This window comes from Streptomyces marokkonensis, assembly GCF_008312835.1.
GTDB classification, from domain to species: domain Bacteria; phylum Actinomycetota; class Actinomycetes; order Streptomycetales; family Streptomycetaceae; genus Streptomyces; species Streptomyces marokkonensis_A.
The window spans coordinates 22,813-34,553 of sequence record NZ_VSKS01000035.1 but is presented as its reverse complement, the minus strand read 5'-3'; the positions used below and the strand labels follow the sequence as shown (position 1 = coordinate 34,553).

At 73.4% G+C, this 11,741-nt stretch carries 9 protein-coding genes and 1 rRNA gene; 5 read left to right on the top strand and 5 right to left on the bottom strand.

All coding sequences use genetic code 11. The annotated features are described in order from the left end of the window. A 5S ribosomal RNA gene (rrf, locus tag F1615_RS37270) occupies positions 1-65 on the top strand; the annotation flags it as partial. Between the two features lie 94 nt (positions 66-159). On the opposite strand, the gene F1615_RS34790 is transcribed toward rrf, so the two are convergent. From F1615_RS34790 to F1615_RS34770, 5 genes are read right to left on the bottom strand one after another with little or no spacing between them, the layout of a single operon-like run. Continuing rightward, the gene (locus F1615_RS34790; protein ID WP_149553044.1) at positions 160-1,470 is read right to left on the bottom strand and encodes a DUF58 domain-containing protein; all 1,311 of its coding nucleotides are present in this window, start codon (positions 1,468-1,470) and stop codon (positions 160-162) included. Further along, the gene (locus F1615_RS34785; RefSeq protein WP_149553043.1) at positions 1,470-2,459 is read right to left on the bottom strand and encodes an AAA family ATPase; all 990 of its coding nucleotides are present in this window, start codon (positions 2,457-2,459) and stop codon (positions 1,470-1,472) included. Before F1615_RS34785 ends, F1615_RS34790 begins: the two co-directional genes overlap by 1 nt. After that, complete coding sequence (locus tag F1615_RS34780) at positions 2,459-3,655, bottom strand: DUF4350 domain-containing protein (RefSeq protein ID WP_149553042.1); 1,197 nt, start codon at positions 3,653-3,655, stop codon at positions 2,459-2,461. Before F1615_RS34780 ends, F1615_RS34785 begins: the two co-directional genes overlap by 1 nt. After that, on the bottom strand, positions 3,652-4,398 hold the full coding sequence (locus tag F1615_RS34775; RefSeq protein WP_149553041.1) for a DUF4129 domain-containing protein: 747 nt from the start codon (positions 4,396-4,398) through the stop codon (positions 3,652-3,654). Before F1615_RS34775 ends, F1615_RS34780 begins: the two co-directional genes overlap by 4 nt. A 4-nt stretch (positions 4,399-4,402) precedes the next feature. Continuing rightward, positions 4,403-5,710, bottom strand: coding sequence for a glycerophosphoryl diester phosphodiesterase membrane domain-containing protein (locus F1615_RS34770; RefSeq protein WP_149553040.1), 1,308 nt, complete (start codon positions 5,708-5,710; stop codon positions 4,403-4,405). Positions 5,711-5,850: 140 nt separating this feature from the next. Between F1615_RS34770 and mtnA the strand changes: the two genes are divergently transcribed. Genes mtnA through F1615_RS34750 form a run of 4 tightly spaced genes read left to right on the top strand, consistent with a single transcriptional unit; the run spans position 5,851 to position 11,685 of the window. Further along, on the top strand, positions 5,851-6,999 hold the full coding sequence (gene mtnA, locus F1615_RS34765; protein WP_149553039.1) for an S-methyl-5-thioribose-1-phosphate isomerase: 1,149 nt from the start codon (positions 5,851-5,853) through the stop codon (positions 6,997-6,999). 4 nt (positions 7,000-7,003) lie between these two features. Continuing rightward, on the top strand, positions 7,004-7,693 hold the full coding sequence (gene mtrA / locus F1615_RS34760; RefSeq protein WP_004987303.1) for a two-component system response regulator MtrA: 690 nt from the start codon (positions 7,004-7,006) through the stop codon (positions 7,691-7,693). Between the two features lies 1 nt (position 7,694). Continuing rightward, positions 7,695-9,845 carry an MtrAB system histidine kinase MtrB gene (gene mtrB, locus F1615_RS34755; RefSeq protein WP_149553038.1) on the top strand — a complete coding sequence of 717 codons (2,151 nt, stop codon included), beginning with the start codon at positions 7,695-7,697 and terminating at the stop codon, positions 9,843-9,845. Beyond that, on the top strand, positions 9,835-11,685 hold the full coding sequence (locus F1615_RS34750) for an LpqB family beta-propeller domain-containing protein (RefSeq protein WP_149553037.1): 1,851 nt from the start codon (positions 9,835-9,837) through the stop codon (positions 11,683-11,685). Before mtrB ends, F1615_RS34750 begins: the two co-directional genes overlap by 11 nt. Positions 11,686-11,741 lie beyond the last annotated feature (56 nt).

Below are 11,741 nucleotides of genomic sequence, written 5' to 3'. Positions count from 1 at the left end.
CTAAGCCTTACAGCGCCGATGGTACTGCAGGGGGGACCCTGTGGGAGAGTAGGACGCCGCCGAACAAATATTGAGAAAGCCCCCGTGCCATTCGGCACGGGGGCTTTCTGCGTTTCAGGAGGAAGGGGCAGGGCGTTCAATCCCGCCCCCAGACCCTCATCACAGGCGTCCCGCCGCCTTCAGTGCCAGATACGCGTCTGCCAGCGCCGGTGCCAGGTCGTCCGGTGTCGCGTCCACGACCGTGACGCCGTGGCGGCGGAGTTGCGCGGCGGTGCGGTCGCGTTCCGCATGGGCCTGGGCTGCCGCGGCTGCCTCGTACACGGCGTCGGTGTTTCCACGTGCCTTGGCCATGTCGGCGGTGTGCGGGTCTGCCACCGAGGCCAGGAGGACCGTGTGGCGCTGGGTGAGCTGGGCCAGGACGGGGAGGAGGCCCTCCTCGATCGGGGCCGCGTCGAGCGTGGTGAGCAGGACGATCAGGGAACGGCGTGGTGCCGTACGGAGCGCGGTGGCCGTCAGGCCCCTGGCGTCGGTTTCGACGAGCTCGGGTTCGAGTGTGGCCATGGCGTTGACGAGGGACGGCAGGACGTCGCCGGCCGTGCGGCCCTGGACGAGGGCGCGCAGGTGACGGTCGTAGGCCAGGAGGTCGACGCGGTCGCCGGCACGGGAGGCGAGCGCTGCGAGAAGCAGGGCCGCGTCCATGGAGGCGTCCAGGCGGGGCGCGTCTCCGACGCGGCCCGCGGAGGTGCGGCCGGTGTCGAGGACGAGCAGGATGCGCCGGTCGCGTTCGGGACGCCAGGTGCGCACCGCGACCGCGGACTGGCGGGCGGTGGCGCGCCAGTCGATGGAGCGGGTGTCGTCGCCGGGGACGTATTCACGCAGGCTGTCGAACTCGGTTCCCTCGCCTCGGGTCAGGACGCTGGTGCGGCCGTCCATGTCGCGCAGCCGGGCCAGCTTGGACGGCAGGTGCTTGCGGCTGGTGAAGGGCGGCAGGACGCGTACGGCCCACGGGACCTTGTGCGTGCCCTGACGGGCGAAGAGGCCGAGGGGGCCGTAGGAGCGGACGGTGACGCGGTCGGCGTGGCGGTCGCCGCGGCGGGTGGGGCGCAGACGGGTGGTGACGCGCCGGCGTTCACCCGCGGGGATCACCAGGCGGTGGCGGGAGGCTTCCCCCTCCGTGCCGGGCTGCCAGCTGCTCGGGGGCCAGGCGTCGCGGATCCGGGCGCGGAGCGGGCGGCGGGACGGGTTGGTGATCGTGAGGGTGACGTCGGCGGTGTCGCCCAGGCGTACGGAGGTGTCTCCATAGCGGGTCAGGCCGAGGTTGCGTACCGGCGCGGCCAGGGCGAAGTCGCAGGCGCACGCCACCGCGAGGGGGGCGTTGACGGCGAGGATGCCCGTCCAGCCGGGTTCCCAGATGCCGACGGGGAGGGCGCCGAGTGCCGCGAGCAGGGCGGCGCGTCCGGTGAGGGCCATCAGCGGGGGACGGGGACGTGGGAGAGGATCGCGTTGATGACCGAGTCGGTCGTGACGCCTTCCATCTCGGCCTCCGGGCGGAGCTGCACGCGGTGGCGGAGCGTGGGGAGGGCGAGGGCCTTCACGTCGTCGGGGATGACGTAGTCGCGGCCGGTCAGCCAGGCCCAGGCGCGGGCGGTGGCGAGCAGTGCGGTGGCACCTCGCGGGGAGACGCCCAGGGTGAGGGAGGGCGACTCGCGGGTGGCGCGGCAGATGTCCACGACATAGGCGGTGATCTCGGGGGAGATGGTCGTTTCGGCGACCGCGTGGCGGGCGGCTTCCAGGTCGGCGGCGTTCGCGACGGGGCGTACGCCGGCGGCGCGCAGATCGCGCGGGTTGAAGCCCTCGGCGTGGCGGGTGAGGACGTCGATCTCGTCCTGGCGGGAGGGGAGGGGGATGGTGAGTTTGAGGAGGAAGCGGTCGAGCTGCGCTTCGGGGAGGGGGTAGGTGCCCTCGTACTCGACGGGGTTCTGGGTCGCGGCGACCAGGAAGGGGTCGGGGAGGGGGCGTGGGGTGCCGTCGACGGTGACCTGGCGTTCCTCCATGGCCTCCAGCAGGGACGACTGGGTCTTCGGCGGGGTGCGGTTGATCTCGTCCGCGAGGAGGAGGTTGGTGAAGACGGGTCCGGGCTGGAAGGAGAACTCCGTGGTGCGGGCGTCGTAGACCAGGGAGCCGGTGACGTCGCTCGGCATCAGGTCGGGGGTGAACTGGACGCGTTTGGTGTCGAGTTCGAGGGTGGCGGCGAGGGCGCGCACCAGGAGGGTCTTGGCGACGCCGGGGACGCCTTCGAGGAGGACGTGGCCGCGGCAGAGCAGGGCGACGACGAGGCCGGTCACCGCGGGGTCCTGGCCGACCACGGCCTTGGCGATCTCGGCGCGCAGGGCCTCCAGGGAGGCCCGGGCGGCGGCCGGGTCCCCGGTGTGCGCGGCGTTGTCAGTGGTCGGGTCCATCATGGACGGCGTACCTCTCTTTCGAGGGCGTCGAGTTGGTCGGCGAGCTTGATGAGTGCTGCGTCGTCGCCGGGGGGCGGGCCGAAGAGGAGGGTGTGCAGGGACTGTCCGTCGCCCTGGAGGTGGGCGGACAGCGCGGGGAGGAGGGCCTCGGGCGCGTGTGCCTGGGGGGCGGGGACGCCGACGAGGGGGGCGAGGCGGGTGCGGGTGGTGGAGCGGAGAGCGGCGGCCGCGCGGTCGCGGGCGTTCGCCTTGCGGTAGAGGCGTGCGCGGCCTTCGACGGTTTCGGAGGCGCGGATCGCCACGGGGAGTTTTTCGGGGACCAGGGGGCCGAGCCGGCGGGCCCGCCACAGGGCGGCCAGGGCCGCGGCGATGAAGAGTTGCAGGGTGCCCCACAGCCAGCCGGAGGGGAGCAGGTCGAAGAGGCCGCGCTCGCCCTCCTCGGAGGCGGCGGAGGCGTCGGCGAGCGAGGGGAGGTACCAGACAAGATGGGGGCGGGAACCGAGGAGTTGCAGGGCGAGCGAGGCGTTGCCGTGCCGGTCCAGGCGGTCGTTGAGGAGGATGTCGGGCGAGCCCAGGAGGACGGTGTCGCCGTCCCCGGAGGGCGCCGGGAGACGCAGCAGGGTGGCCAGCCGCTCGCTCGTGTAACACTCGTCGGCGTTGAGGTGGGTGGTGGTGTAGCGGATGCCGCCCGTGTCGGCGCTGCCGGCGCGCCGGGCGGCGGGCAGCTCGCAGTCGGGGTCGAGGGTGGAGTCGAAGCTGGTGGCGGGGTCGGCGGTGACGCCGGGGGCGAGACGTTCGACGGAGGAGCTGCCGGAGGAGACCAGGACGGTGCGGCCGCCGGACTGGACGAAGGCGGCGTGCAGCCGGGTCTGCTGGCTGGCGGTCAGCAGGTCGGGGACCGCCACCAGCAGCGTGGTGTCGGGGCCGGCCGCAGCGGCGGCCTCGTCGAGGGTGGTGACCACGCGGGTGTCGACACCCCGGTCGGCCAGGAGTTCGGCGACGGCGCGGCTGCCGTAGGGGTCGGCGGACCGCGGGTCGAGTTCGCCGTGACGGGCGTCGGAGCGGACCACGGCGATCGCGACGGCCGCCACGAGCAGCAGAACCAGGGCGAGGGCGACGCCTCGCGCGCGGGTCCACACCTGGCGGGCGGTGGGCGAGGCCGAGGTGGACGGGAGCGTGGCCTCGGTCGTCATCCGGCGGCTCCCCGGCGGGTGTCCGTACTCAGGGTGCCGCTGCCGGCGAGCTGCGGTTTGGCGCGCTCCAGGTCGCGGTCGAGTTCGGCGATCCGCCGGTACGTCTGTTCCGTCGCGGTCCTGCCGCCGTATGTCACGTCGTCGAAGGCGCGGGCGGCGCCGTGCAGCCGGTCGGTGTGGGCGGGCAGGGCGCGGCCGGCTTCCGCGGCGGCCTCGTCGGCGGTGCGGCCGGGGCGGATGTCGAGCAGGGCGCGTTCCTCCAGGGCGCGGACGATGGCCCGCATGCGTTCCCGGACGGCCTGGTTCCAGTGGCCCTGGGCGGCGTGCGCCTCGGCGGCCGCGCGGTGTTCGGCGGCGCTGCGGGGGCGGTCGTCGAACAGGGCGGGCACCGAGGCGGGCTCGCGGCGTGGGGTGCCCAGGCGCCACCACAGGGCGCCCAGGACGGCGATCGCGGCCGCGATGACGACGATCAGGCCGAGTGTGCCGCCGGGTGTCGCGGTGGAGGCGGCGTCGAACAGCTTGCCGACCCACTCCCAGAAGGCGTCGAGGGCCCGCTGGAACCAGCTGGGGTCGTTCTCGTGGTACATGCGTTTGGACAGCTCGCGCCGGGCCGCCTCCCGCGCGGGGTCACGCGGGAGGGTGACGGGCGGCTCGTCGTCGCCGCGCGGCAGCAGGCGTACGGCCGTGTCGGCGGCCGCGGAAAGGGCCTGCGCGGATGTCGGAACTCCCCCCGTGACGGTCACCGCATCAGCTCCCCGGGGTGGTGCCGGGGCCGTGGTCCCGGACGCCTGCGGCGCGGGCCAGTTCGAGGTCGAGGGCCTCGCGGCGGATGCGCTGGTCGATGTAGAGCAGCACGGTGACGCCGGCCGTGATCGGGAACGTGATCATGGAGCCGATGACCGAGCCGATGCCGCTGACGATGAGGAACGTCCACCCGATGTCGCCGCCGGCGCTGTCGAGGAAGCCGGTGACGCCGTCCCCGCTGAGGGCCGAGGCGAGGAAGGTGAAGGGGATGACGATGATCGACGCGACGACGTTGGCGATGATCGTCGCGAGCAGCTGGATGCCGAACACCCGCCACCAGGAGCCGCGGACCAGTTTGGCGGAGCGGCTCATCGCCTTCACGATGCCCTGCTTCTCCAGCATCAGCGTGGGCGACGCCAGCGAGAAGCGGATCATCAGCCACAGGGCGAGAACACCGGCGCAGATGAGGCCGAGGACGGTCAGCGCGATGCCGACCTCGCCGCCCGCCGCCACGGTCACGAGGAAGCCGGGCAGCGCGCCCACGGTGATGATGCCGGCGGCGATGAGCAGCAGCAGGCAGATCAGGCCGAACAGCTTGACGATCTGGGGGCGCGCGTCGCGCCAGGCGTCACCGGTGGTGACCGGTCTGCCGAGTACCGCGCGGCTGGTGACGGTGGTGAGCAGGGCGGTGGCGGCGACGGTGCCGACCAGGGTGACCAGGAAGACCACGCCGGAGTTGAACAGGGCGTCGCCCATGGCGTCGGTCAGCTCGCTGAGCGTGGCGCTGGGGTCGTTGAGGGCCTCGGTGCTGGAGTCGTCCAGGACGAGGCCCTGGAGCAGGACGACGACGATCTCGGTGAGGACGGCGACGGTCAGCGCGATCCCGAGGACCGTGCGCCAGTAGGTGCGCATGGTGGAGACGGCGCCGTCGAGGATCTCGCCCACGCCGAGCGGGCGGAGCGGGATGACGCCGGGCTTGGCCGCGGGCGGGGGACCTCCCCAGCCGCCTCCCCAGGAACCGTGACCGCCGGGTCCGCCCGGGCCGCCTCCGTAGCCGCCGGGGGGCGGGGTGCCCCAGCCAGGGCCGGACGGCGGGGGCGGGGCGGCCTGGCCGGGGCCGGTGGGTGCGGACCACTGGCCGGCCGGTGGCTGGTCCTTGGACCACTTCATGCCCGGGTCCGGCTGCCGGGGCCGGTCGGCGGGCTGCTCGGGGTCCGGGCTGCCGGCGGGCTCGGCGGGTCCGGACGCGCCCGGTTCCTGCCTTTCGGACGGGGCGGATCCGGGCGAGGCCCAGCCCGGAGTGTCGTTCATCGTCGCTCCTTCACGGTGCCCGTCCGCGGTCGCGGCGGCAGCTTGGCAGCCATCGTGCCATGGGGTGGTCATCAACGGACCGGCCGAGGTGAGGGCTGCGTACCTTCAATTGTCGGGGCGAGAGGGGGCAGACTGACGGCATGGCTGATCAGTACGCACACAGCGGCGACAACAAGCGGCCGACCGAGATCCCGGCACTGCGCTGGGAAGAGCCGCCGGAGGGTCCCGTCCTGGTCCTGCTCGACCAGACGAGGCTGCCGGCCGAGGAGGTCGAACTCGTCTGTACGGATGCGCCGGCGCTGGTGGAGGCGATTCGCTCGCTCGCCGTGCGGGGTGCCCCCCTGCTGGGCATCGCGGGCGCCTACGGCGTCGCGCTCGCGGCGGTACGGGGCTTCGACGTGGACGACGCGGCGGCGGCGCTGGAGAGCGCCCGGCCCACGGCGGTGAACCTCTCCGTCGGGGTGCGCCGGGCGCACACCGCCCATCAGGCCGTGCTCGCCCGTGGCGGGGACTCCCGGCAGGCGGCCGTGGCCGCACTGGACGCGGCCCGGCAACTGCACCGGGAGGACGCCGAGGCCAGCGCCCGGATGGCCGAGCACGGGCTGGCGCTGCTGGACGAGATGCTGCCCGGCGGGCAGCACCGGATCCTCACGCACTGCAACACCGGTTCGCTGGTGTCGGGCGGGGAGGGGACGGCGTTCGCGGTGGCGCTGGCGGCGCACCGGGAGGGACGGCTCAGGCGCCTGTGGGTGGACGAAACGCGCCCGTTGCTGCAGGGTGCTCGTCTGACGGCATACGAGGCGGCCCGCAGCGGCATGCCGTACACCCTGCTCACCGACAACGCGGCGGGATCGCTGTTCGCGGCGGGCGAGGTGGACGCGGTCCTCGTCGGGGCGGACCGCATCGCGGCCGACGGGTCGGTGGCGAACAAGGTGGGAAGCTATCCGCTCGCGGTGCTCGCGCGGTACCACCATGTGCCGTTCATCGTGGTGGCACCGGTGACCACGGTGGATCCCCGGACGCCGGACGGGGCGTCCATCGAGGTGGAGCAGCGACCCGGCCACGAGGTGACGGAGATCACGGCACCGCAGGTGCCGGTGGCCGGAACGGAGGCGGGAGGCGGGATCCCGGTGGCGCCCCTGGGGACCCAGGCGTACAACCCGGCGTTCGACGTGACACCACCGGAGCTGGTGACGGCGATCGTCACCGAGGAGGGTGTGGTTTCGCCCGTGACCACCGAGGCTCTGGCCGCGTTGTGTGCCAGGTCACGCCAGGTAACGATTAGCTAATGGGATGATGTCGTTTATGAAGGGACGAGTCCTTGTCGTCGACGACGACAGCGCACTGGCCGAGATGCTCGGCATCGTGTTGCGCGGTGAAGGTTTTGAGCCGTCTTTCGTAGCCGACGGCGACAAGGCGCTGGCCGCTTTCCGCGAGACCAAACCCGACCTCGTGCTCCTGGACCTGATGCTGCCCGGACGGGACGGCATCGAGGTGTGCCGTCTGATCAGGGCGGAGTCCGGGGTGCCGATCGTGATGCTCACGGCGAAGAGCGACACCGTCGATGTCGTGGTGGGCCTGGAGTCCGGGGCCGACGACTACATCGTCAAGCCGTTCAAGCCGAAGGAGCTGGTGGCCCGGATCCGGGCGCGGCTGCGCAGGTCGGAGGAGCCCGCGCCGGAGCAGCTCGCCATCGGGGACCTGGTGATCGATGTGGCCGGGCACTCCGTGAAGCGGGACGGGCAGTCCATCGCGCTGACGCCGCTGGAGTTCGACCTGCTGGTCGCGCTCGCCCGCAAGCCGTGGCAGGTGTTCACGCGTGAGGTGCTGCTGGAACAGGTCTGGGGCTACCGCCACGCGGCGGACACCCGGCTGGTGAACGTGCACGTGCAGCGGCTGCGCTCCAAGGTCGAGAAGGACCCGGAGAAGCCGGAGATCGTGGTGACCGTCCGTGGTGTCGGGTACAAGGCAGGACCGAGCTGACATGTCCGGTGACAGTGCCGCTTCGGCGCCCGGCCGGTCCGGGGGCCGTCCGGAGCGGCCTGTCGGCCGGGAGAGGGCGGGCTCCCGCTGGGGACGCCTGTTCGAGGGCGGCCTGCTCCAGGGCGGAGTCCAGGGCAGCCCGGTCATCCGCCTGTTCATGCGCTGGGTGCGCCGGCCGCTGCTGCCCGTCATGCGGTTGTGGCGGCGCAACATCCAGCTCAAGGTCGTCGTCACCACGCTGCTGATGTCGCTGGGCGTGGTCCTGCTGCTGGGCTTCGTCGTCATCGGCCAGGTGCGCAACGGTCTGCTGGACGCCAAGGTGAAGGCGTCGCAGAGCCAGGCCACCGGCGGTTTCGCGGTGGCCAAACAGCAGGCCGAGGAGGCCGTCAGCGTCACGGGCGACGAGGGCACCGCGGCCGACGGCCGTCCCTCGCAGAGCGTCATCCAGTGGATGAGCGACCTCGTGGCGTCGCTCTCCAGCGGTGGCCAGGGCGCCTTCGACGTGGTGACCCTGCCCGCGGGCGGCGAGAGCGGCAGCGGACGCGGACCGCGCGCCTCGGGGGAGGTCAACCCGACGGTCAGCGTGCCCGCGGCGCTGCGCGAGAGGATCGACACCAGCGCCTCGGCGGCCCAGAGCTACACGCGTGTCGTCTACAACGACGAGAGGGACTCCCAGCCCGCCCTCGTCATCGGCAAGCGGGTCAACGACCCCAACGGCGACCCGTACCAGCTGTACTACCTCTTCCCGCTCACCCAGGAGGAGAAGTCGCTGAGCCTGGTCAAGGGCACGCTGGCGACCGCCGGGCTGTTCGTCGTCGTACTCCTCGGCGCGATCGCCTGGCTCGTCGTACGGCAGGTCGTCACCCCCGTACGGATGGCGGCCGGGATCGCCGAGCGGCTGTCCGCCGGGCGGCTCCAGGAACGCATGAAGGTCACCGGCGAGGACGACATCGCGCGGCTCGGCGAGGCCTTCAACAAGATGGCGCAGAACCTCCAGCTGAAGATCAACCAGCTCGAGGACCTGTCGCGGATGCAGCGCCGGTTCGTGTCGGACGTCTCCCACGAGCTGCGTACGCCGCTGACGACCGTGCGGATGGCGGCGGACGTCATCCACGAGGCGCGCGAGGACTTCGACCCGGTGACCGCGCGGTCGGCCGAACTGCTCGCCGACCAGCTGGACCGGTTCGAGTCGCTGCTCGCCGACCTGCTGGAGATCAGCCGCTTCGACGCGGGCGCGGCGGCGCTGGAGGCGGAGCCGATAGACCTGCGGGTGGTCGTACGGCGGGTGGTCAGCGGTGCGGAGCCGCTCGCCGAGCGCAAGGGCACCCGGATCAAGGTCGTCGGGGACCAGCAGCCCGTCGTCGCCGAGGCCGACGCGCGGCGCGTGGAGCGCGTGCTGCGCAACCTCGTCGTCAACGCGGTGGAGCACGGCGAGGGCAAGGACGTGGTGGTCAAGCTGGCCGCCGCCGGCGGCGCGGTCGCGGTGGCCGTGCGCGACTACGGCGTCGGGCTCAAGCCCGGTGAGGCGACCCGGGTCTTCAGCCGTTTCTGGCGGGCCGATCCGGCACGCGCGCGGACCACCGGCGGTACGGGTCTCGGGCTGTCCATCGCGCTGGAGGACGCCCGGCTGCACGGCGGCTGGCTCCAGGCCTGGGGCGAGCCGGGCGGCGGCTCGCAGTTCCGGCTGACGCTGCCCCGGACCGCGGACGAACCGCTGCGGGGGTCCCCGATACCCCTGGAGCCCAAGGACTCGCGGCGCAACCGCGGGCTCGACGACGCCGGCCTGCCGCGCGGAGGCGGCAACGGCGGGAAGAGCGCCACGGTGCCGGTGCGGCAGCCGGGCGCCGACGGGCCGGCCCGGGAGCCGTTCACGCTGCCGCCCACGGCCGTGACCCCCACGGCCGACCCCACCGCCCTGCCCGGCAACGGCGCACGCGTGGTGGCACGGCCGGGAAGCACGCGCACGACCCCCGGAGCAACGGGCGAGGGCGGTTCGCCGCACGGCGGGGGCGGGGAGGACGACGCGGCCGCGCGGCGGCCGTCGGAGGGTGACGGGAAGCCGCGCGAGCGGGACCCCGGCGCCGAAGGGCTCGGCGGCGACGGTGCGGCGCGAGGTGCGGACAGGGACGGGGAGGCTTCGCGTGGGCGGTGAGCGCGTTGGGCGTGTTGGGCGCGGCCGGGGGAGTTCGGTGCGGACGGTGGCGTACGCCGCCGGTGGGATCGTCCTGCTGGCCGGGTGCGCCTCGATGCCCGACAGCGGGGACCTGCGGGGCGTCGAGTCCACGCCGCGGCAGGAGGCCCAGGTGCGGGTGTTCGCGATGCCGCCGAGTGAGGACGCCACCCCCACACAGATCGTCCAGGGCTTCCTGGAGGCGCTGACCAGCGACGACGCCGACTACAGGACCGCGCGCCAGTATCTGACCCGGGAGGCGTCCCAGACCTGGCGGCCGGAGCAGTCCACCACCGTGCTGTCGAACGGGCCGGGCGCCCAGGCCGACCGTCCCTTCCGGGAGGACACCGGCGCCCTGTCCTACACCCTGACCGGCACCAAGGTCGCCACCGTGGACGCGGAGCAGTCGTACGCGCCCGCCTCCGGGGCGTACAACAAGGTCGTGCACCTCGCCAAGGACGAGAAGAACGGCCAGTGGCGCATCGACGCGGTGCCGCAGGGCGTCGTCATGGGCAAGTCGGACTTCCAGCGCAACTACATGTCCGTCAACAAGTACTACTTCGCCTCGAACAACGCGGAGACCGCCGCCACGGACCTGCCGACGGCCGTCGCCGACCCCGTCTACGTGCGCAGGCACGTAGACCCCACGACCCGGATGGTGCGTTCCCTCCTCGACGGGCCCACGAGCTGGCTGGACCCCGTCGTCCGGTCGAGCTTCCCCACCGGGACGGCGCTGCGCAGGGGCGCCGGCCCGCTGACGCCGGACGACCGGGGCAGGCTGACCGTGCCGCTCAACGACAGCGCGGCCGACGTGGGCACCGGCCGGTGCGAGGAGATGGCGGCGCAACTGCTGTTCACGCTGCGCGGGTTCAGCCCGGCGGTGGAGGAGGTCGAGCTGCGGGCCGGCAGGGGGCAGCTGTGCCTGCTCGCGCGGGAGGCCGCCGAGGTCGTGGCCATCCCCCGGGGTGAGCTGAACCAGCCCGACTACCTGTACTTCGTCGACGAGAAGCGCCGGCTCGTGCGGATCGCCGCGGGCAGCAGCGACACCGACCCGGACCCGGTGCCCGGGGCGCTGGGCGAGGGCGAGAAGGCGCTGCGCTCGGTGGCGGTCGCACGGGACGAGCGCACCGCGGCCGGGGTCGCCCTCGACGGCAGGTCGCTGTTCGTCGCGTCGCTGGTGTCGGGCAGTTCCCTGGGGGAGCCCGTGCTGCGCAGCACGGGCAAGACCGAGGAGGACCGGCTGACCACGCCCAGCTGGGACGCCCAGGGCGGGCTGTGGGTGGCCGACCGCGACCCCGGGAACCCGGGGCTGTACCTGCTGGAGGAGGGCGCGGGCGAGCCGCTGGAGGTGCGCACCCCGGGGCTGGACGGCCGGGTGCGGGCGGTCCGGGTGGCCGCCGACGGAGTGCGGATCGCGCTCGTCGTGGAGAAGGGCGACCGGCGCTCCCTGCTGGTGGGCCGGATCGAACGGAGCGGGCCGGGCACCGGGACGGGCGAGCGCCCGGCGGTGACCGTGCTGGAGCTGCGCGAGACGACGCCCGAGCTGGAGCAGGTCACGGCCATGTCGTGGGCCGGGGACAGCCGGCTCGTGGTGGTCGGACGCGAGCACGGGGGCGTGGAGCAGATGAAGTACGTCGAGGTCGACGGGTCCACGCCGGACGTGCCGCCGCCCGCCGCCCTGACCGGCGTCAAGGCCGTCACCGCCTCCGAGGACGAACTGGCACCGCTGGTGGCGTACTCCGTGGACGGGATCGTACGGCTGCCCTCGGGGGCGCAGTGGCAGAAGGTCACGGAGGGGACGGCACCGGTCTATCCGGGGTGAGGCGACGGTCCGTCCGGGGCGGAACGGAGCCGTCCGGCCGGTCGTGAGGGTTGTCC

Bases quoted from the DNA above. Each gene is read 5' to 3' on its own strand.
- F1615_RS34780 (WP_149553042.1), bottom strand. From the start codon at position 3,655: ATGACGACCGAGGCCACGCTCCCGTCCACCTCGGCCTCGCCCACCGCC.
- F1615_RS34790 (WP_149553044.1), bottom strand. From the start codon at position 1,470: ATGGCCCTCACCGGACGCGCCGCCCTGCTCGCGGCACTCGGCGCCCTC.
- mtrB (WP_149553038.1), top strand. From the start codon at position 7,695: ATGTCCGGTGACAGTGCCGCTTCGGCGCCCGGCCGGTCCGGGGGCCGT.
- mtnA (WP_149553039.1), top strand. From the start codon at position 5,851: ATGGCTGATCAGTACGCACACAGCGGCGACAACAAGCGGCCGACCGAG.
- F1615_RS34785 (WP_149553043.1), bottom strand. From the start codon at position 2,459: ATGGACCCGACCACTGACAACGCCGCGCACACCGGGGACCCGGCCGCC.
- F1615_RS34770 (WP_149553040.1), bottom strand. From the start codon at position 5,710: ATGAACGACACTCCGGGCTGGGCCTCGCCCGGATCCGCCCCGTCCGAA.
- mtrA (WP_004987303.1), top strand. From the start codon at position 7,004: ATGATGTCGTTTATGAAGGGACGAGTCCTTGTCGTCGACGACGACAGC.